We start from the raw sequence: 18,440 nt of genomic DNA on the forward strand, positions 1-18,440 counted from the left end.
ATTTCTGTCCTACCATGAGCATTTGATCGAGGCAAGGTGAAGCGGAAATGCGGGTACTGCTGGTAGAGGATGACGAGTTGATCGGCAAGGGAATCGTCGCCGGTTTGCGAAAGCACGGCATTTCCGTCCAGCATGTCCTCACGGCACAGGACGCGGAAACCGTGCACGCAGAAGAAACCTTTCATGCCTTGGTACTCGATCTCGGTCTGCCCGACCGGGATGGCATGGAATTGCTGGCCAGCATGCGGGCGGTCGAACCGCAGTTGCCCGTCTTGATCCTCACCGCACGCGACGCCATCGAGCACAGGCTCAAGGGGCTGCATGACGGTGCCGACGACTACATGGTCAAGCCGTTCGACCTGCGGGAACTCGCGGCCCGGTTGCACGCGCTGGTCAGGCGCACGCAAGGTCGCGCTGCCCAGGTCATCTCGGCCGGCCCTTTGCGATTGGAGCCGGAGAGCGGGCTGGCCTGGTTCCAGGGCGAGGCCGTCACCTTGTCGCGCCGCGAAGTCGATTTGCTGGCCCATCTCGCCAACGCCGATGGCCGGTGGGTGCCCCCCGACATGCTTAACGAGCGCCTGTACGGACTCGGGGAAGAAATCGGCAGCAATGCGCTCAACGTGCATATCCACAACATCCGCCGCAAGCTCGGGGCCGAGGCGATCGAGACGGTTCGCGGACTCGGTTATCGGCTGGGCTGGAGGCTTACGTCATGAGCCTGCGCCTTCGCGCCGTTCTGATCGCCGGCATTTCGCTGCTGGTTCTGTGGAGCGCTGCCGCGGGCTGGATGATGCGCGGCGTTCATTCCAATCTCGACCGGACGCTCGACGGTCGCCTTGCCATGTCGGCACGCATGGTGTCGGGGCTTCTTGAACGCGCGGCACTGGCCCCCAACTCGGCGGCTACCGACTTCACCGAGGCCGTGCGCGTCAGCGGCAAGGAAGGCATCGCATGCGAAATCCGATCCCTGCGTGGGGAGATCCTGGCACGCACGACCACTGGACCTCATTCGGAATTTGAGTCGCTGCCGACAGGCTTCAGTACGCGGGAGGTTCTGGGGCACCAGTGGCGGGTCTACGTTCTTCGTGCCGATGGCTATCAGATCACTACGGCCGATCGCGTGGATCAGCGGGACATGCTGATCAACGAATTGCTGAGCGTGGCTGGCGTACCGTTCGTGATCGCCTTCCTCGGCGGCTTGGCTGCGCTTTGGATCGGCATCGGCCGGGGGCTGTCCCCGCTGAAGGCGCTTTCACAGCAGTTGCGCGACAAGCATGCGGACGATACATCCCCGATCGCCGTCAACCACTCGCCCTCCGAACTGCGTCCGGTTCTGGATGCGATGAATGGGCTTCTCAGGCGCTTGGCACGGGCGCTCTCCAGCCAACGGGCATTCACCGATGCCGCGGCGCACGAACTGCGCACGCCGCTGACCGTAATCGACACGCACCTGCAGGTAGCCAGGATCAGCGAGGGCGACGAGGTGGCGTCCTCGCTTTCCAGTGCAGAGGAAGGGGTGAAGCGACTGCGGCGCACGCTGGACCAGATGATGACCCTGGCCCGTGCCGAGGCACCTGCCGACAAGGCGGACGGCTGCACCTGCGTGGCCGATTGTGTCCGTGGCGTGCTGGGGCAATGGAACGCCGACGAAGGCAAGCGCCTGTCGCTGACCGTCAACGGCGAAAGCATCGGAACTCCAGTGCCCAGGTCGATGCTGGAAACGGCGGTTCGCAACCTGGTTGACAATGCGATGCGCTATTCGCCCCAAGATGCCGTGATCGATGTCAGCGTGCTCTTGGAACAGGATGCGCCGCGGTGCTTGATCACTGTATCGGACCGTGGCCCTGGCCTCACTACCGAGCAGGCAGCGCAAATCGGCCAGCGCTTTTGGCGTGGCGACCAGGGCCGGAACAGCAAGGATGGGTCAGGCCTGGGCATTTCGATCGTGCGTGCGATTGCGGAGCGTTTCGGTGGCAGTCTTGAATTGAGGCCAAGGGATGGAGGCGGCCTGATCGCGGAGATTTCCCTGCCGGGAACAAACGCACCGAGGGACAGCACTTTCCCTGGATAGAGGCTCGATGCCTCGATGCAAGGGGTTGATCGCCTGCCTCTCCATCCGGCCATGGCGCGTTCCTTATCGGACAACGGCCGAGTCGAGGAATCGCTCCGCGTCCAGTGCCGCCATGCAGCCGAAGCCGGCCGAGGTAATGGCCTGACGGTAGTGCTGGTCGGCCACGTCGCCGGCGGCGAACACGCCTTCCACCGAGGTCTGGGTGGCGTTGCCGCCCAAGCCGGAACGGATTTCCAGGTAGCCGTTGTTCATCGCCAACTGGCCCTTGAACAGCTCGGTGTTCGGGCTGTGGCCGATGGCGACGAAGAAGCCGTGGGCGTCGATGTCGCGGGTGCTGCCGTCCAGGGTGGACTTCACCCGCACCCCGGTCACGCCCATGTCGTTGCCCAGCACCTCGTCCACCTCGTGGTGCCAGACGGTCTCGATCTTGCCGGCGGCGACCTTGGCGAACAGCTTGTCCTGCATGATCTTCTCCGCGCGCAGGGTGTCGCGGCGGTGCACCAGGTAGACCTTGCGGGCGATGTTGGACAGGTACAGCGCCTCTTCCACCGCGGTGTTGCCGCCGCCGACCACGATCACATCCTGGTCCTTGTAGAAGAAGCCGTCGCAGGTGGCGCAGGCCGAGACGCCGCGGCCCTTGAAGGCTTCCTCGGACGGAATGCCCAGGTACTTGGCGGTGGCGCCGGTGGCGATGATCAGCGCGTCGCAGGTGTACTGCGCGCTGTCGCCGGTCAGGGTGAACGGGCGCTTGGACAGATCGGCGGTGTGGATGTGGTCGAATACCACCTCGGTCTCGAAGCGCTCGGCATGGGCCTGCATGCGCGTCATCAGGTCCGGCCCCATCAGCCCATGGGCATCGCCCGGCCAGTTGTCCACCTCGGTGGTGGTCATGAGCTGGCCGCCCATTTGCAGGCCGGTGAGAACCAGTGGCTTGAGGTTGGCACGGGCGGCGTAGACCGCGGCGGTCCAGCCGGCCGGCCCGGAGCCGAGAATGATGAGCTGATGGTGTGTTGCCATGGTCATGATGAGTGTCGGTTGATCAATTGGAAGGCGGGTCGGCATGCTCAGATCGCAAGGGCGACCAAGAAGCGGGACACCATGTTGTAGGCGGCGACCGTCGCGACCGCCTCTACCGTCTGCTGCTCTCCGAAGAAGGCCTTGAGCTTCTCGATGACGGCAGCATCGACTTCGACGTTGCGGGTGGACTGGTCCGTCAGTTCCAGCAGCGCTCGCTCCTTGCCGTCGAAAAGCGAAGCGATACCGTCGGCGCGCAGCGCATCGCATTTCTCTGGCGTGCCCCCGGCCTGCAGGTAGGCGGGCTTGTGGACATTCCACTCGAATTCGGCCCGGTTGAGCACGGCAACGCGGCACATGATGAGTTCTCGGTATTCGAGGGGCAGCTCAAACTCTGCCCGCACGCGACCGAGCAAACCGTTCCAGCCGGTTGCCAGGGGAAAGCTCTTGAGCAAGACGCGATCGATACCGATCAGCTCGCCGTTCGGGCGACGGGCTTGCATGTTTTCCAGAAGCTCGGGGGGAGCGTTATCGCCGTCCTGCCAAGGTTTCACTCTTACATGGGTCATTGGTGTTGTTCTCTATGGGCGGTCGGGGGGCTGCAGGTGCGCTACGGCCGACGCGGTGATGCCGAGCGGTCGCACCGTCCGGTTCAATCGAGGTGGTTGTTGATGAAGCGAAGGACGTTGGGCTTGGGCGCTGCGCCGGTCATCCGGTCGATCACCTGGCCATCCTTGAACAGCACCACCGTTGGGATGCTCTGCACGCCGAAGCGGCCAGCCAATTCCGGGGCCTGGTCGATATCGACCTCGCCGAAGTGCGCGCGATCCTGCATGTCGCGGGCGACGTCCTTGAAGATCGGGGACATCACCCTGCACGGGCCGCACCATTCGGCCCAGAAGCGGACGGCATAGACGCCGGGCACCTGGCCGAGCGTCGTATCGAAATTGTCGTTGTTCAGCTCTTGAAGCATGGGGGCTCCTGAAGTTGGAAAGGAGTCACTGGCGCAGCCAGTGCGGATCGCTGCAAGCAGAGAGGCTTGGTTGAGCAGCGGATGGGAGGCATGGCTGCCGGTTACGGCAGTCGTGCGCGGGCGGGGATATGCTTTGCAATATACGTTCAATTATTTGATTGAATGATAGTGCGATGGTATCGTGGCGTCAATGAACCCGCCCGCCCACATCGACGGCAGCAGCCGTCTGGACCCATTGGCCGAAGTCGCCAAGACCTTGGGGCATCCGCATCGCCTGGCGCTGCTGGAGCAGATCGTGCGTGGGGAGCGGTCGGTCGAGAAACTGGCCGAGCTGACCGGGATCACGGTGGCGAACGCCTCTCAGCACCTTCAGCACCTGAAGCGTGCTGGCTGCGTGCAGACGCGGCGCGATGGCAAGCACATGCTCTATCGCCTCGGGCCGGGACCGTTGGCCTCGGTGGTCGTGGCGCTGCATGACTACGTGGAGTTCCAGCATTCCCGCATCCGCGAGGCCATCGCCGATAGCCGTCAACGGCCCCAGGAGATGGAATCGGTCTCGATCGACGGCCTGCTTGATCGCATGGATGAAGGGGCCGTGGTGCTGCTGGACATTCGCGGCGATGAGGAGTTCGCGCAGGCTCATTTGCCGGGCGCGATCAATATCCCGCTGGAGCAACTGGCCGACAGGATCGGTGAACTGTCCCGGGATACGGAGGTCGTGGCCTACTGCCGCGGTCCGTACTGTGTGCTATCCATGCAGGCCGTGAGCATCTTGCAGGCTCACGGGATGCAGGCCACGCCACTGGCGGGGGGCGTGCCCGAATGGCGAGCGGCGGGCCTTGCGCTGCAAGGCAGCACCGGCCCGGTCTCCTGAGCAGTACCGGGCAACCCTCACGCCCGGCTTGCTTCCCGAATCAGGAAACTGGTTACCTGAAGCGCGCGCTCGGGGCTGCCGGCGGTTTCTCCGTCCGCGTACCAACGTCCGGCGATGCCTAGCGCCGGCACGCCCGCCACCTTGAAATCACTGGTCGTCTGCGTTGCGCGCTTGGCTCTGGTCATGGTCGAGAACGAGTGATACGCCTCGGCGAACTTCTTGCCGTCCAGTCCAGGTTGCTTGTCGGCCCAAGCTAGGATGGCATCGTCGCCGAATAGGCGTTGGTGCTCTTGATGGATGGCCCGGAAGATCCTGGGTCGGAATTCGTCCTCCTTACCCAGAGCCTGCAGTGCGTAGTACATGCGCTGTTTGGCTTCCACGTCGCTGCCTACAAAGGGCACAGGAACTCGCCGGAAGGATGCGATGGAGGGAAGTTGCCTGGTCCAGATTTCGAGCTGCGGCTCGAAGGCAGCGCAGTGCGGACAGTTGTACGAGAAGAACTCAATGACCTCCACCTTGCCAGGCGGCGCATCGACCGGCACGGGTTTGTCCAGCTCCAGGAAATCCTTGCCCGCTTTGAAAGCCTCTTGGGCGAAAACGCTATTGGCCAGCGGCGCCAAGGGCACCATCGCAGCGGCAATCAGAAAATGACGTCGTTTCATGCGGGGGTATCTCCAGGGTCGGGACTGCTCCGATACCACTGTCGGTCTGGTGAAAGGGCCATTCAGAAGCTGTAGCTTTCGCCGTCATCGGGAACGAGGACTCGCTGAGGGTCGAGCGATTTCTCCTTGATGTAATCCTTCAGTTCCTGCCGGCTTTGCGTCGCATGGTTCAGGGATTCCAAGTGCACCGCCACGATATAAGCGCCAGGGGCGGCTTGATTCACTCGATATAGATCCTCTTTGCCCATGATGATGGCGCCATCGATATCGTTGAATCGCACATAGCCCGCGTTCAGGACGATGACGTCCGGGTGGTATGTGGCGAGAGCGTCCTGGACGTGGGTATTCCAGACGGTATCGCCAGCCACGTAGAGCGACTTGAAGCCTGGGCGCTGGAAGACCACGCCAGACACCGTGCCCAGAAGTTTCCCGCGGACGGCCATTGCAGCGTCGCTGCCATGCTGGCCGCTTGTCTTGATCAGGCGGACTCCCTTGAATTCGGTTGCCTCATTCAAGACGCGCACGTCCCGGAAGCCTGAGCCTCGGATCGTTCTGGCATCCTCATCGTTCTGCGCAAAGATCGGCATGTCTTTCGGGATGCGTTCTTTGGCCTCGTTGTCCCAGTGATCGAAGTGCAGATGCGTGACGATTACCGCATCCACGTCGATCACTTTTTCAAGGGGTATGGGAAGGTCTACGGTAGGGTTGCGGATTTCGCTGTTGAAGCTTCCCGGTGCCGCGGGATATGAGCCTTTTTTCGCCAGCATCGGATCGACCAGAAACCTGACGTCGCCGTAGTCGATCTTGATCGTCGCGTTCCTTATCTGCTGCAGCACAAACGATTTCGTTCCAGCACTGGGCGCTGGTGCCGATTCGGCGGACGCGCTGGCAGCAGCTCCTGCGGCGATAAAGCCCGCAATGAGCAGGCTTGCATATTTGCGTATCAGTTCTTTCATGGACATGGATAGGGTTCTCCTGAAGTAATGGCTTGGCGAAGTGAATTGCACAGCCGCGAGCCCGGATATTTGCCGGGCCCACCAAGCCGAAAAAGTGAACGAAAGCGGTTTCCCGGCAAACATCCGTGCCCAGTTCAATAGGAACTAGATGTGCAAGGTGTTATATCCCTTGTCCTTAAGCTCAAGCAGATGGATGGTTCCGCTTCGGGTTGTGCTCAGTCTCTTGTCCAGTTGGTCCTTCGTGACCCCGAACACGGCCATCGCGTTCTCGCAGACAACGATCTTGGCACCGTAGTCCTCGCTTTTTGCAAACCACTCGGCCAGTGAATGGTCGTTTGCAAGATCCTTGACCACCGCGCCTACGGCCACGATTTCAAAGGTCAGTCCTTTCTTCTTCACGTCCATTTGCTTGGCGGTCAACACAGCGGCCTTGAAGTGCAGCACGTCCGAAACCATCAGCGCGAACTTGGTGGAGGTGCCTTCATAGGGAATTACGATGTCCGGCATCTTGTTGATGTCGGGCATCTGCGGGCCTTGGGCAAAGCCGTTCGTTGGGGAGGCGAAAAAAGCCAGTACTGCAAGAAGGAGGGAAAAGACTGTTGTTTTCATTTTTCGTTTCCTCGCGTGGTGAAAGAGAACTGGCTAGAAGCCGGATGCTGGGCTTGTCCGATTAAGCGAAAATAAAGCCGTGCCTGGGGGGCTGGGCCGCCGGCCATCTTCATCGCTGTCCCCCGGTAGCCCGTTGCGGTGTGTCCTTGCTTGTAATGAGCAGGTGGACCGTCCGTATGACCAGGTAGCCGATGAACACGTTGGCGCCGACGAAAACCGGCACGGCCAGAACCTGTGCCGAATGGATGCCGGCCTGTGCCAGCTTCAGGCCGCTGACGGTTGCAGCGGCCACACCGAAGGTATAGGCCCAGTAGGCGGGGATGAAGGGCTGCACGCCCAACCAAAGGCCAAGGCGAAGGCCAAGCAATAGCTGGAAAAGGCCATAGCCCCACAGCATGAGAAGCCAGTGGTCCGTGCTGCCGGGAGACAGGGCCAACCAGGCCATGGCGCAAACGACGGGTGGCGCGAATTGAATACCAATCAGCGGACGTTGCGGCGCCGGTATCGATGTCGAGTGCCATAGGCGATGGATGACCAGGGATTCGAGGGCCAGCCACGAGAAGAATCCCGCGCCCAAGAAAATCCATCCCCAATCAGCACTGCCTAGCGCGCCCAGTGCGGCCGCCGTGGTGAGGTTTCCTGCGACCGTGGGCAGGTACAAGGTCGGAAGCATGTCCTCCGAGTTCCTCCCGCCTTGCCAGAGCGTGCCGGTGTGCCAAAGCGCAAAGCCGATATTCCAGGCAATGCCGCCGATCGTCAGGAGCCACGCAAGGGCCATGGAATACGGGATCATCGCGATGGCGATGAGCAAGGTGGAAACCGCGATCAGTGCGGGCGTTCCACCCTGGACCGGATGCAGGAACTCGGCCTTTGCCGCCTCGAAATTCCGAATCGACTGCCAGACGTAGCCGATGATGAGCGCAGCCCAGATCAGTCCGGCCATCGCGAGCAGGGCTTCGCCAATGGCAGAAGGCAAATGCCAGAGCTGCACAGCGGAGCGCCAGGCCTGTCCCAGGCCGGCGACTCCAAGGACGACCCCAAAATACGATGCCGGAATTTGCCTCCGCTTGATGCGATGGGCTTCCATCTCCAGACCCCTATCGTTCACAGGTGGTCTAGGCCCGCTGCGCAGCGCCGCCGGGGAGTCGGCGAGCCTGATGACGGTCAAGCGGTGTCACTTGCCGCCGCCGCAGCAGGTCTTCGCCGAAGCCGATGCGGCGGCGCGGCTTTGTTCGATCAGGACGGGGGTATAGCCCGCATCGGCGATGGCGTCCTGGAGTTCCTTCGGATCAGCGCTACTCGATTCGATTTGCACCAGGCCCTGGCTTTGATCGATGGTGAACTTGGCATCCTGATCCGCTGCCTTCAGCGCCTTCGTGATCATGCTGACGCAGTGCCCGCAGGTCATGTCCTTGACTTCAAAACTGATCATGAGATTTCTCCAATGGAGTTACTGGTAGGGAACTGGCACTGTGGGCCTTGTCACGGTGGGAAGGTCAAGGGGTATCTTTTCTCGGTAATCCATGCCGCCAGATGCCGCGCGTCGCTGGTTCAGAAGTGACCTGCGGCACGATATGCAATGGTTTCGGATCATCCGATCCGCTGCTTGCGCACGGGGATCACGGTGGCAAGGCCAACGGCTGCCGAGAGAGCGAACATCGCAGTCTTCGGGATCGCTGGCGCAAGGACGTTGACGAGGATGGGCCAGAAGAAGCCGCTGTATGCGAGCACGTAGAAGATGCCGGTGAGCAGCGAGCGATCTTCAATTCGAGCGATGAGCGGGATTGCCCGCGGGCCGGGGTGAGCAGGAACCCGTTGAAGCACAGGCGGGGGCGTCATCCCCGTCCGCCGGGTGACCATCGTCGCGCTCGTGCTGATTCCTATCCTTGGAAGGCCATCCCTGCCTTCCCGGGACCGACAAAGTTGCAGCCATCGACAGTGGGCAGTGCCATCTGCAACATAGTGCTTTACCTTCCCACGATGGTAAGCCGCAAGCTATGCCCATGTCGGACTTCAACTATGGAAAGTAAACCATGAGCACGCCAAGCATCTCAGATAGCCGGGCCGCGTTAGCCCCTATCAGTCTGCCCATCGAGGGCATGACCTGCGCGAGCTGCGTCGGCCGCGTGGAGGCTGCCCTTACCAAGGTCGAGGGCGTGGACAGCGTGTCCGTCAACCTTGCCACCGAGAAAGCGGAGATTCGCCTGGCCGGCCCGGTGGATCGCGCGGCGCTGATCCAGGCCGTGGAGAAGGTGGGCTACGAGGTGCCTGCCAGCGCCGTGGAGCTGGCGGTCGAGGGCATGACCTGCGCCTCGTGCGTGGGCCGTGTCGAAAAGGCGCTCAAGGCGGTGCCCGGCGTTGCAGAGGCTGCCGTTAACCTTGCGACCGAGCGCGCCACCGTGCGCGGAACGGCCTCGATGGATGTCTTGGTGGCCGCGGTCCAGAAAGCCGGCTACGAAGCCCGGGCCGTCGATAACAGCGCCCAGGCCGACGAAGAGGCTGCGGAGAAGAAAGACGCCGAACGGGCCGGACTCAAGCGCGACCTGATCCTGGCCGCCGTGCTGGCGCTGCCGGTGTTCGTGCTCGAAATGGGCTCGCACCTGGTCCCCGGGATGCACCATTGGATCAAGTCCACCATCGGCATCCAGCAGAGCTGGTATCTGCAGTTCGTGCTGACGACGCTGGTGCTGGCCTTCCCTGGACGGCGCTTCTACACGAAAGGCTTCCCGGCCCTGATGCGCCTGGGGCCGGACATGAATTCGCTGGTCGCGGTCGGCACGGCCGCGGCGTTCGGCTACTCGGTGGTGGCCACCTTCCTCCCCAACCTGCTGCCGGCGGGAACGGTCAACGTCTACTACGAAGCAGCCGCGGTCATCGTGGCGCTGATCCTGCTCGGGCGGTTCCTGGAGGCGCGCGCCAAAGGCCGCACCTCGGAAGCCATCAAGCGGCTGGTCAAGCTGCAGGCCAAGGAAGCGCACGTGCTGCGCGATGGCCGCGCGGTGGATATCCCGATCCAAGATGTGGCGTTGGGCGACATGGTGGAGGTGCGTCCCGGCGAACGGGTGCCGGTCGATGGCGAGGTGACCGAGGGCCGCAGCTTCGTGGACGAGTCGATGATCACCGGCGAGCCGATCCCCGTCGAGAAGACGATCGGCAGCACGGTGGTCGGCGGCACCGTCAACCAGAAGGGGGCACTGACGCTGCGCGCCACCGCCGTGGGTGGTCAGACGATGCTCGCGCAGATCATCCGCCTGGTCGAACAGGCGCAAAGCTCCAAGCTGCCGATCCAGGCCGTGGTGGACAAGGTGACACTGTGGTTCGTGCCGGCGGTGATGCTGGCGGCGACGCTGACCTTCTTGGCCTGGCTCATCTTCGGGCCGTCCCCGGCGCTGACCTTCGCACTGGTCAACGCGGTGGCCGTGCTGATCATCGCCTGCCCCTGCGCCATGGGGCTGGCCACGCCCACGTCCATCATGGTCGGCACCGGCCGGGGCGCGGAAATGGGCGTGCTGTTCCGCAAGGGCGAGGCGCTACAGTTGCTTCGGGACGCCAAGGTGGTCGCGGTGGACAAGACCGGCACGCTCACCGAAGGCCGCCCGGTGCTCACCGACCTGGAGATCGCGCTCGGCTTCGACCGCAGGCAGGTGCTCATGCAGGTCGCTGCGGTGGAATCGCGTTCCGAGCATCCGATCGCCAGGGCCATCGTCGAATCTGCGACGGAAGGGGGTGCCGCGCTGCCGGCCATGACCGATTTCGATTCGGTCACCGGCATGGGGGTGCGCGCCACCGTGGATGGGGTTCGTGTCGAAGTGGGTGCCGATCGCTTCATGCGCGAATTGGGCTTGGACGTCGGCGGCTTCGCCGGTACGGCCGAGCGGCTGGGCAACGAAGGCAAGTCGCCTCTGTATGCCGCCATCGACGGCCGGCTGGCCGCCATCATCGCGGTTGCCGATCCGATCAAGTCCAGCACGCCCGCCGCCATCGCGGCCCTGCACCAGCTCGGCCTGAAGGTGGCGATGATCACCGGCGACAACGCGCGCACGGCGCAGGCCATCGCCAGGCAATTGGGCATCGACGAGGTGGTGGCGGAGGTGCTGCCCGAGGGCAAGGTCGAGGCGGTGCGCCGGCTGAAGGCCACCCACGGCCAGATCGCCTATGTGGGCGACGGCATCAACGATGCGCCTGCGCTGGCCGAGGCCGACGTGGGTTTGGCGATCGGCACCGGCACCGATGTGGCAGTGGAATCGGCCGACGTGGTGCTGATGTCCGGCAACCTGCAGGGCGTGCCCAATGCCATCGCGCTGTCCAAGGCCACCATCGGCAACATCCGCCAGAACCTGTTCTGGGCCTTCGCCTACAACACGGCGCTGATCCCCGTGGCCGCCGGGGCGTTGTACCCGGCCTGGGGCGTGCTGCTGTCGCCGGTATTCGCCGCTGCGGCCATGGGCATGTCGAGCGTGTTCGTGCTCGGCAACGCACTGCGCCTGCGCCGCTTCCAGCCGCCGCTGGATACGGCCTCCGCGGCTTCACATTGAGAAAGGAGGACGACCATGAACATCGGTGAAGCGTCCACGGCATCGAAGGTCTCGGCCAAGATGATCCGCTACTACGAGGAAATCGGCCTGATCCCGCCGGCGAACCGAACCGACGCGGGCTACCGCGCCTACACGCAGTCCGATGTGCACCGGCTGCATTTCATCCGGCGCGCGCGTGATCTCGGATTCTCGGTCGCCGAGATCAGGGACCTGCTGGGCCTTTGGAACAACAAGTCGCGCCAGAGCAGCGACGTCAAGCGCCTGGCCCAAGAGCACATCGAGGACCTTGAGCGGCGCATCGAGAGCATGTTGCAGATGGCCGGGACGCTTAAGACGCTGATCAGTTGCTGTGCTGGCGATGACCGACCTGACTGCCCGATCCTGCATACCCTTGAGCAGCCGGACGACAACGATGGAGAACCCGAGGCGCGCACGGGGGCAGTGCAGCGCCGACGGCGCACTCCTGCATCAAAGAAGGGCTCACGATCACGCTGAGGACGTCGGGCGGGACAGGAACTCTCCATCAGGATCAGTGAAATGTTCCTGCCGCTGAGCGACTAGAGCGTCCTTAGCCAGCGAGGGATACGGGTTTCCTCCTCAAGGCGACCGCCAGCGACAGCACGGCCAATGCCAGAGGAATGAAAGACACCCAGAGTACCGTGGTCCAGCCATAGGTACTGAGCAATCCACCTGACAAGAAGGAGCCTACGGCCATCAATCCAAAGACGATGAAATCGTTGAGGGATTGAACCCGTGTCTTTTCCTCGGGGCGGTGGCATTCCAGGACCATCGCGGATGCTCCCAGAAAGCCGAAGTTCCACCCCAGGCCCAGCAGGATCAGCGTTGCCCAGAAATGGGCGACGTCTATACCTGCAAGACCCACGGCAGCGGAGAGTCCGGTCAGCAGCAGACCTACGGTTGCCACGCGGCCCGCGCCGAAGCGTTTGATCAGGCTTCCGGTAAAGAAGCTCGGCCCGTACATGGCGATGACATGCCATTGAATTCCTTGGTTGGCCGATTCCTGTGAATGGCCGCACATGTGCATCGCCAGCGGCGCGGCCGTCATCAGGAAGTTCATCAGCATGTAGGTCACCGCGCCGGTGATGGCCGCAGCAACGAAGCGCGGTTGTCGCGCAATCACCGCCAGCGGCCTGCCTCCGGCCACCTCGGCCGCCGTGGGCATCGGCAACCGAACCCCCAGCAGGATGAGCGCCGACACCGCTGCGACAGCGCCTTGTGCGAGGAAGGTGGCCGCGAACATGTAGGGCTGCCACATGTTCATCGTGTAGTTCACGAGCTGCGGCCCCACGACCCCGGCCGCAACGCCGCCCGCCATGACGAGCGATAGCGCACGCGCACGCCGATCCGGTGCCACGCCGTCAGCCGCCGCGAAACGGAAGGTCAGCACTACGGCGGCGTAGCCGCCACCCAGGAAGGTCGCCAGGCAGAACAGCCAAAACGAACCGATGATGACCGCGAGCATGCCCAGCAGCCCAGTCAGCACGCCGGCCCCGGTTCCCACGAGGAAAGCTGTGCGACGCCCGTGACGCCGGGCAATCGCTCCCGCAGGCAAGATGCACGCGGCCATGCCCACCACGAAGATCGAGATGGGCAAGGTAGCCAACACGGGAACCGGCGCGAGCATGTCGCCGACGATGGCCCCGGTGGCGTAAAGCACGGTCGAGTTGGCCCCCGCCAGCGCCTGCGCGATGGAAAGGCGCCAGATGTTTCCGCTCTGCACTTTCTCGGGCAGTTCGTCCGAAGCGCCTCCGATGGAGGCTGTACCGTTGTCTGTCATAAGTTCTGGCTTTCGCTCGGAAGCCCTGCGCGCAGGGCTGGATTGGTCAGGTTCAACCTGGGCGGTTCATGGTCAACACCATGCGGAACTTCACGTCGCCGGATTTCATCCGCTGGTAGGCGTCGTAGGCCTTTTCCAGAGGCATGGTTTCGATCCAGGGTCGCACGTCTGCCAGGACGCTGAAGTTCAATGTCTTCTCGTTCTCGTAGGGCGTGCCGGTGATCGAGCCGAGGATGCTGCGCTGGCCGCCGACCAGCAGGCCGGCGGGCACTTGCAGGGGCTGCTTGCTCGGGTTGAGCACCACCAGTCGCCCCTCGGGTGCCAGACCGGCCAGTAGCCCTGATACCGTTTCGGCATGGTCGATCATGGTCACGATGGCCTGTGCGCCGCCCAGGCTCTTGAGCCGGGCGGTCGCGTCTTCCTCGTTGGTGTCGATGTAGAGGTGGGCACCCAGCTTCAGTGCATCTTGCGCGATGTCGCTGCCCCGGCCAATGGCGATGACCTTGAATCCCATGCGACGCGCGTACTGCAATGCCATGTGCCCCAGGCCGCCGATGCCCAGGACGGCCACCGTGTCGCCGGCCTGCGCGCCGCATTTCTTGAGCGCGTTGAAGGTCGCAATACCGGCGCACAGAATCGGCGCGGCTTCCTCGGCATCGAGTTCGTCCGGGATCGATACCAGCCCGGTGGCCCGCGCCAGCATCATTTCGGCGTAGCCACCGTCGCGGCTCGCTCCTGTGATGGGCTGGTTCAGGCAAAGCTGGAAGCGTCCCTGCCGGCACTGCACGCATTCATTGCAGTGCCCTCCCATGCGGCCTACGCCCACGCGCTGTCCCACCTTCCAGATCGAGGGGGTGTGTTCGCCGAGCGCGGCAATGCGGCCGACCACTTCGTGTCCCGGTACGCGCGGAGGTTGCAGTGCGGGATCGGCCCGCTCGATGTCGCTGGCATCGGCACCGCAGATGCCGCAGGCTTCGACCTCGATCAGCACCTCGCCGATACCCGGCAGAGGTGCCGGGCGCTCTACCAGCTCAAGGAAGCCCGGCCGAGTTACTTGCATCGCGCGGTAGGTAGTCTTCATGGTGTCGCTCCAAAAATCGTTGAAATAGGCCAAGGGCGTCAGGGCAAGGCTGAGGCAAGGCGGCTCAATGCCTCATCGACCACGCTGCGCGGGCAAGCCAGGTTGATGCGCATGAAGCCTTCGCCGGCCGCTCCGAACTTGTGCCCCGGGTCCAGCCAGAGCCGCGCGCGGCGCAGCAGGAAGTCATGCAACTCGGCCGGCGGCATCCCGAGTGCGCGGAAGTCCACCCAGGCCAGGTAGAGCGCGTCGGTGGGCGTGACGGTCAGCGGTAGCCCCAAGGCCTCGACCTGCGCGGCGAAGTGCCGCTGGTTGCCGCGCACGTAGTCGAGCATGGCGTCCATCCATGGTTCGCCGTGCCGGTAAGCCGCTTCACAGGCCGCCGTGCCCATCGTATTGACGAGGAACACGCCGTTGCGCTCGCACTGCGTCCAGTACCGCTGCCGATGGCGTTCATTGGGGATGAAGATGTTGGCGCAGGAAAGCCCGGCGATGTTGAAGGTCTTGCTCGGTGCCGTGCAGACGATGGTGTTCGATGCGATCTCTTCGTCGAGCATCGCCAGCGGAACATGACAGCGCCCCTCGCCGAACACCAGATCCTGGTGCACCTCGTCGGAGACGATCAGGATGCCGTGCCGTTCGCAGATTGTGGCCATCGCCAGCAGCTCTTCGGCCGTCCATACATTGCCGGTCGGGTTGTGCGGATTGCAGAGGATGAACAACCGGGTGCCCGGCTGGATGGCGGCCTCGAACGCCTCGGGATCGAAGCGGTAGCGGCCTGCATCCAGCGTCAGCGGTGCCAGGGCCAGGCGGCGGCCGTTGTTGACGACATCGTGCAGGAAATGGAAATAGACCGGCGTCTGCACCAGCACGTGGTCGCCTGGCTGGGAGAACGCCTGGACCGCCATGTTCAGCGCGCTGATGACGCCCGGGGACTGCACCAGCCATTCGGGCCGGGCCTGCCAGCCGAAGCGGCGCGCTTGCCAGTCCACCGCAGCTTCACGGTAGCTGTCCGGTGTGCCGCCGTAACCGAGCACGCCCATCTCCACCTGTTTGCGCAGGGCGTCGAGGATCGGTGGAGCTACCCGGAAATCCATATCGGCCACCCACATCGGCAGCGGATCGGCCGCTTGTTGCTCGGGCGTCAGGGACGCTCGCCCATGTTCCCACTTCATGGAGTTGGTGGTGCGCCGGTCGATGAGGGTGTCGAAGTCGTACATCGCTGTTTCTTTCCTCTGTCAATGCAGGACGGACGCCGCCGTGTTGGGGGCGCACAATGCTTCGACCCCAAGGCGTGCTGCCTCGATAGCTCCGGCCACGTAGCCGGGGAAGTTGGGCGACCATTCGCTGGCGATCCCGACGATCCGGTTTCGCCAAGGGCCCTCGGTCGAACTCCTGGGCGGCGGAATCGGATGGTTGAGGTCCGGGTTGTCATCGCCGGCAACCGCGGTGTACGGGTCGGTGGCCCAGTCCTTCAAGAATTCCGCCTTCGGCCGCGCTGCCTTGTCTCCGAACAGCCGGACGAACTGGGCGCGACAGTGGGCAAGCAATACCGCGTCCGGTGTCTGCCGCCGCACTTGGGCGGGCACGCCCAGAAACCCGAACAGCGCGGCGTCGCCCTGGTTGGACGAGGCGTCATGGATCTCGCCCATCGGCCCGACCGCGCTGCGCGCCTCGCCGGACAGGCCTTGCTCACGCCAGAACGGCGCGTCATAGACAGCGACGTACTTGGCGTGGGGTGCCATCCAGGTTCCACATGCCTGCCATCGCCGCTGCAGCACGTCCGGCAGGGCCGGCGTGAACTCGATGGTGCTGGCGGCGAGCTTGGGCGGGACCGCCAGCAGGACATGCGCGACGTGGTAGGAGGCGGCTTGTCCGAGCGCGTTGTCGGTTTGCACCTCGATGCGATCGTCATGCTGCCGCAGACCCGTCACCTGGCGACCGTGCACGAGCCGGTCGGCAGGCAGGCGGGCGCGGATGGCGTCCACGAGCGCGCCCATGCCGCCAGCCAGGCGCAGCGCGGGCGGCGCGGAGGTAAAGCCATCGACACGGCTTGGCGCATGCGCCCTGGACCGCTCGATCAGCATCTGGCCGTCTTCATGCTGCTGGACGGTCTCCAGGCCGAGCTGTTGCACGAGCTGCTGCAGGGCCGGGTGCATTGCCGGCCAGTACCAGGTCGCACCCAGGTCGAAGCGCCCCATGATCGACCTCTCGGCCGTGCCATCGTCATGGTTTCTGGAAGCATCCGGCCAGGAAACGATCCGGCCGCCGCAGGTCTCTCGGGCCTCCAGCACCACATAGTCGTGGATGCCGCGCTCCTCAAGCAGCGCAGCCGCGTACAGTCCGCTGAGGCCGCCACCGACGATGGCGATGCGTGCATGCTGCATGGCTATACCTCCACCGCCGCCGCGGCCAGATGGCCGGTCTTGAGATAGACCGCGGCACCGTGTTCACCGGCGCTGATCTGCGCACGATCACCCACGGGCAGGCGTATCCAGCTTCTGCTGTCGCAGCGCTGGTCATCCACCATCATCTCGCCGGACAGCACCAACAGCTCGGTGCCGCCGTCGGGGTCTGCCGGCAGCACCTCATGCGCTGCCAACCGCTGCAGGCTGACCTGCTCCACGGCACTGGAGAACAGCCGGCAGACCTGGCGGCCATCCTGATGGGACCAGGCGGCCGGGTCCAGCGTATCGATGCGCACGCTCTGCCGGTCGTCCGGCTGCATCTGCCAGAGCTTGACGAAGATCAGCGCGCCTTCGCCGCTGGAGGGCTGATGGCTGGAGCCAGGCGGGTTGCGCAAGTACCAACCTGCCGGGAAGTGGGCGTCACCTTCGGAGAAGGTCCCCGACAGCACGAGGATTTCCTCTCCACCCGGATGCGGGTGATGCGGGAACCAGGAATCCGGTGCGTAGCGCACGATGCTGGTAGCCCGGGCTTTCTCCGCGCCCACGCGGTCCAGCATTACGCGCTCGACCCCTCCTTGGGGGGAAGCGACCCACTGATGCTGGCTGGGCGTCACGATGGCTCGGCGCGAGAAATCGGCGTTGATGCGCATGGGCAATCTTCCTGTCGCAGCAGAAACGCGAATTGGCCCGGATCGCGGGCCAACCCGTCGTTGCCTGCATGGCTTACTTGCTGGGCAGTTGCGCGTGGGTATCGAGTACCCGCGCCGAATAGACGAGTGCTGCACCGGCATTCAGGGCAATGGCGACCCCAAGCGCTTCAGCGATCTCTTCCTTGGTGGCACCGTACTCCGCTGCCTTTTGCGTGTGCACGGAGATGCAGCCATCGCAGCGCGTGGTCACGGCGACGGCCAGGGCGATCAGCTCGTGAACCTTGGGGTCCAGGTGCCCGGGCTTGGCGACGAATTCACTGAACTTGGCCATGCCCTCCATCACGTCGGGGACCAACGCAGCGAAATCGCCCACACGCTCTTGCAGCGCGCCTCGGTATGCGTTCCAGTCTTGCATCATGAGATCAACCTTTCTTTGTCAAAAAATGCCGGGTGGGCGGTGGGCACACCCGGCAACGATGAGCATCACGCAACCTGGTAGATGCGCACGTCGGGATCGGCTTCGAGCAGGGGCTTCAGACCCGCCACCACGTCGGCGGTGAACAGCTCGCTTTGCAGGTAGGCGCTTGCGTTCTCCTTGGTGTCGAACCCGTGCAGCACCTGCACGTCTTCGTCGCGCACGAGCAATTCCTTCGACTTCGCGCCGGCGATGGTGTCGAGGAACGGGCCCTTGTACTTCTGGTAGACACCGGCGGCGGCCGCGCGGTTGGCGTCGGCGATCTTGAGGGTGATTTGCAGATAGACCATGTGCATTTCTCCTAGATAGGGTGATGAAACAAACGCAGGTAGGGGCA

The 18,440-nt window shown here is 63.8% G+C and carries 21 protein-coding genes; 5 read left to right on the forward strand and 16 right to left on the reverse strand.

The annotated features are described in order from the left end of the window. Positions 1-47 precede the first annotated feature (47 nt). Together DES41_RS25320 and DES41_RS25325 are read left to right on the forward strand one after the other, a co-directional pair. Positions 48-716, forward strand: a complete 669-nt coding sequence (locus DES41_RS25320; RefSeq protein ID WP_011347506.1) for a response regulator — start codon at positions 48-50, stop codon at positions 714-716. After that, the gene (locus DES41_RS25325; protein ID WP_114470463.1) at positions 713-2,071 is read left to right on the forward strand and encodes an ATP-binding protein; all 1,359 of its coding nucleotides are present in this window, start codon (positions 713-715) and stop codon (positions 2,069-2,071) included. Before DES41_RS25320 ends, DES41_RS25325 begins: the two co-directional genes overlap by 4 nt. Before the next feature lie 63 nt (positions 2,072-2,134). On the opposite strand, the gene trxB is transcribed toward DES41_RS25325, so the two are convergent. From trxB to trxA, 3 genes are all read right to left on the reverse strand, one after another. Continuing rightward, positions 2,135-3,088 (reverse strand): thioredoxin-disulfide reductase, encoded by a 954-nt coding sequence (gene trxB / locus DES41_RS25330; protein ID WP_425466395.1) that lies wholly within the window; start codon positions 3,086-3,088, stop codon positions 2,135-2,137. Between the two features lie 47 nt (positions 3,089-3,135). Continuing rightward, a complete protein-coding gene (locus DES41_RS25335) occupies positions 3,136-3,654 on the reverse strand; it encodes a carboxymuconolactone decarboxylase family protein (protein ID WP_114470465.1) in 519 nt (172 codons plus the stop codon). Positions 3,655-3,737: 83 nt separating this feature from the next. Further along, a complete protein-coding gene (trxA, locus tag DES41_RS25340) occupies positions 3,738-4,058 on the reverse strand; it encodes a thioredoxin (RefSeq protein WP_011347510.1) in 321 nt (106 codons plus the stop codon). Positions 4,059-4,248: 190 nt separating this feature from the next. Between trxA and DES41_RS25345 the strand changes: the two genes are divergently transcribed. Beyond that, positions 4,249-4,932 (forward strand): ArsR/SmtB family transcription factor, encoded by a 684-nt coding sequence (locus DES41_RS25345; protein WP_011347511.1) that lies wholly within the window; start codon positions 4,249-4,251, stop codon positions 4,930-4,932. 17 nt (positions 4,933-4,949) lie between these two features. Here DES41_RS25345 and DES41_RS25350 read toward each other — a convergent pair whose 3' ends face one another. The 6 genes from DES41_RS25350 to DES41_RS25375 form a co-directional block, all read right to left on the reverse strand. Beyond that, on the reverse strand, positions 4,950-5,594 hold the full coding sequence (locus DES41_RS25350; RefSeq protein WP_114470466.1) for a thiol:disulfide interchange protein DsbA/DsbL: 645 nt from the start codon (positions 5,592-5,594) through the stop codon (positions 4,950-4,952). Between the two features lie 62 nt (positions 5,595-5,656). Continuing rightward, positions 5,657-6,556, reverse strand: a complete 900-nt coding sequence (locus DES41_RS25355; RefSeq protein WP_114470467.1) for an MBL fold metallo-hydrolase — start codon at positions 6,554-6,556, stop codon at positions 5,657-5,659. 138 nt (positions 6,557-6,694) lie between these two features. Next, the gene (locus tag DES41_RS25360; protein ID WP_011347514.1) at positions 6,695-7,159 is read right to left on the reverse strand and encodes a DsrE family protein; all 465 of its coding nucleotides are present in this window, start codon (positions 7,157-7,159) and stop codon (positions 6,695-6,697) included. 109 nt (positions 7,160-7,268) lie between these two features. Further along, a complete protein-coding gene (tehA, locus tag DES41_RS25365; RefSeq protein ID WP_114470772.1) occupies positions 7,269-8,246 on the reverse strand; it encodes a dicarboxylate transporter/tellurite-resistance protein TehA in 978 nt (325 codons plus the stop codon). 87 nt (positions 8,247-8,333) lie between these two features. Next, positions 8,334-8,591 (reverse strand): heavy-metal-associated domain-containing protein, encoded by a 258-nt coding sequence (locus tag DES41_RS25370; RefSeq protein ID WP_114470468.1) that lies wholly within the window; start codon positions 8,589-8,591, stop codon positions 8,334-8,336. 158 nt (positions 8,592-8,749) lie between these two features. Next, positions 8,750-8,998 (reverse strand): hypothetical protein, encoded by a 249-nt coding sequence (locus DES41_RS25375; protein WP_222938778.1) that lies wholly within the window; start codon positions 8,996-8,998, stop codon positions 8,750-8,752. Between the two features lie 194 nt (positions 8,999-9,192). Between DES41_RS25375 and DES41_RS25380 the strand changes: the two genes are divergently transcribed. Together DES41_RS25380 and cueR are read left to right on the forward strand one after the other, a co-directional pair. Beyond that, entirely contained in the window at positions 9,193-11,694 is a 2,502-nt protein-coding gene (locus tag DES41_RS25380; RefSeq protein WP_114470469.1) for a heavy metal translocating P-type ATPase, read from the forward strand. A gap of 15 nt (positions 11,695-11,709) precedes the next feature. Continuing rightward, positions 11,710-12,189, forward strand: coding sequence for a Cu(I)-responsive transcriptional regulator (gene cueR / locus DES41_RS25385; RefSeq protein ID WP_114470470.1), 480 nt, complete (start codon positions 11,710-11,712; stop codon positions 12,187-12,189). 73 nt (positions 12,190-12,262) lie between these two features. Here the strand turns inward: cueR and DES41_RS25390 are convergent, their stop codons facing one another. From DES41_RS25390 to DES41_RS25420, 7 genes are all read right to left on the reverse strand, one after another. Beyond that, positions 12,263-13,492 carry an MFS transporter gene (locus DES41_RS25390; protein ID WP_114470471.1) on the reverse strand — a complete coding sequence of 410 codons (1,230 nt, stop codon included), beginning with the start codon at positions 13,490-13,492 and terminating at the stop codon, positions 12,263-12,265. A 52-nt stretch (positions 13,493-13,544) separates the two neighbouring features. Then, the gene (locus DES41_RS25395; protein ID WP_114470773.1) at positions 13,545-14,573 is read right to left on the reverse strand and encodes an alcohol dehydrogenase; all 1,029 of its coding nucleotides are present in this window, start codon (positions 14,571-14,573) and stop codon (positions 13,545-13,547) included. 38 nt (positions 14,574-14,611) lie between these two features. Then, on the reverse strand, positions 14,612-15,790 hold the full coding sequence (locus DES41_RS25400; RefSeq protein WP_114470472.1) for a MalY/PatB family protein: 1,179 nt from the start codon (positions 15,788-15,790) through the stop codon (positions 14,612-14,614). 18 nt (positions 15,791-15,808) lie between these two features. Beyond that, positions 15,809-16,957, reverse strand: coding sequence for a flavin monoamine oxidase family protein (locus tag DES41_RS25405; protein WP_114470473.1), 1,149 nt, complete (start codon positions 16,955-16,957; stop codon positions 15,809-15,811). Positions 16,958-16,959: 2 nt separating this feature from the next. Beyond that, entirely contained in the window at positions 16,960-17,628 is a 669-nt protein-coding gene (locus tag DES41_RS25410; RefSeq protein WP_114470474.1) for a cupin domain-containing protein, read from the reverse strand. Between the two features lie 73 nt (positions 17,629-17,701). Continuing rightward, entirely contained in the window at positions 17,702-18,046 is a 345-nt protein-coding gene (locus DES41_RS25415) for a carboxymuconolactone decarboxylase family protein (RefSeq protein WP_011804725.1), read from the reverse strand. 65 nt (positions 18,047-18,111) lie between these two features. Next, positions 18,112-18,393 carry a hypothetical protein gene (locus DES41_RS25420; protein WP_041836231.1) on the reverse strand — a complete coding sequence of 94 codons (282 nt, stop codon included), beginning with the start codon at positions 18,391-18,393 and terminating at the stop codon, positions 18,112-18,114. Positions 18,394-18,440 lie beyond the last annotated feature (47 nt).

The organism is Pseudorhodoferax soli (assembly GCF_003337555.1).
Lineage (GTDB): Bacteria > Pseudomonadota > Gammaproteobacteria > Burkholderiales > Burkholderiaceae_C > Pseudorhodoferax > Pseudorhodoferax soli.

Excerpts from the sequence above, each read along its gene's own strand:
- DES41_RS25320 (WP_011347506.1), top strand. The coding sequence starts at position 48 with ATGCGGGTACTGCTGGTAGAGGATGACGAGTTGATCGGCAAGGGAATC.
- DES41_RS25325 (WP_114470463.1), top strand. The coding sequence starts at position 713 with ATGAGCCTGCGCCTTCGCGCCGTTCTGATCGCCGGCATTTCGCTGCTG.
- trxB (WP_425466395.1), bottom strand. The coding sequence starts at position 3,088 with ATGGCAACACACCATCAGCTCATCATTCTCGGCTCCGGGCCGGCCGGC.
- DES41_RS25335 (WP_114470465.1), bottom strand. The coding sequence starts at position 3,654 with ATGACCCATGTAAGAGTGAAACCTTGGCAGGACGGCGATAACGCTCCC.
- trxA (WP_011347510.1), bottom strand. The coding sequence starts at position 4,058 with ATGCTTCAAGAGCTGAACAACGACAATTTCGATACGACGCTCGGCCAG.
- DES41_RS25345 (WP_011347511.1), top strand. The coding sequence starts at position 4,249 with ATGAACCCGCCCGCCCACATCGACGGCAGCAGCCGTCTGGACCCATTG.
- DES41_RS25350 (WP_114470466.1), bottom strand. The coding sequence starts at position 5,594 with ATGAAACGACGTCATTTTCTGATTGCCGCTGCGATGGTGCCCTTGGCG.
- DES41_RS25355 (WP_114470467.1), bottom strand. The coding sequence starts at position 6,556 with ATGTCCATGAAAGAACTGATACGCAAATATGCAAGCCTGCTCATTGCG.
- DES41_RS25360 (WP_011347514.1), bottom strand. The coding sequence starts at position 7,159 with ATGAAAACAACAGTCTTTTCCCTCCTTCTTGCAGTACTGGCTTTTTTC.
- tehA (WP_114470772.1), bottom strand. The coding sequence starts at position 8,246 with ATGGAAGCCCATCGCATCAAGCGGAGGCAAATTCCGGCATCGTATTTT.
- DES41_RS25370 (WP_114470468.1), bottom strand. The coding sequence starts at position 8,591 with ATGATCAGTTTTGAAGTCAAGGACATGACCTGCGGGCACTGCGTCAGC.
- DES41_RS25375 (WP_222938778.1), bottom strand. The coding sequence starts at position 8,998 with ATGACGCCCCCGCCTGTGCTTCAACGGGTTCCTGCTCACCCCGGCCCG.
- DES41_RS25380 (WP_114470469.1), top strand. The coding sequence starts at position 9,193 with ATGAGCACGCCAAGCATCTCAGATAGCCGGGCCGCGTTAGCCCCTATC.
- cueR (WP_114470470.1), top strand. The coding sequence starts at position 11,710 with ATGAACATCGGTGAAGCGTCCACGGCATCGAAGGTCTCGGCCAAGATG.
- DES41_RS25390 (WP_114470471.1), bottom strand. The coding sequence starts at position 13,492 with ATGACAGACAACGGTACAGCCTCCATCGGAGGCGCTTCGGACGAACTG.
- DES41_RS25395 (WP_114470773.1), bottom strand. The coding sequence starts at position 14,573 with ATGAAGACTACCTACCGCGCGATGCAAGTAACTCGGCCGGGCTTCCTT.
- DES41_RS25400 (WP_114470472.1), bottom strand. The coding sequence starts at position 15,790 with ATGTACGACTTCGACACCCTCATCGACCGGCGCACCACCAACTCCATG.
- DES41_RS25405 (WP_114470473.1), bottom strand. The coding sequence starts at position 16,957 with ATGCAGCATGCACGCATCGCCATCGTCGGTGGCGGCCTCAGCGGACTG.
- DES41_RS25410 (WP_114470474.1), bottom strand. The coding sequence starts at position 17,628 with ATGCGCATCAACGCCGATTTCTCGCGCCGAGCCATCGTGACGCCCAGC.
- DES41_RS25415 (WP_011804725.1), bottom strand. The coding sequence starts at position 18,046 with ATGATGCAAGACTGGAACGCATACCGAGGCGCGCTGCAAGAGCGTGTG.
- DES41_RS25420 (WP_041836231.1), bottom strand. The coding sequence starts at position 18,393 with ATGGTCTATCTGCAAATCACCCTCAAGATCGCCGACGCCAACCGCGCG.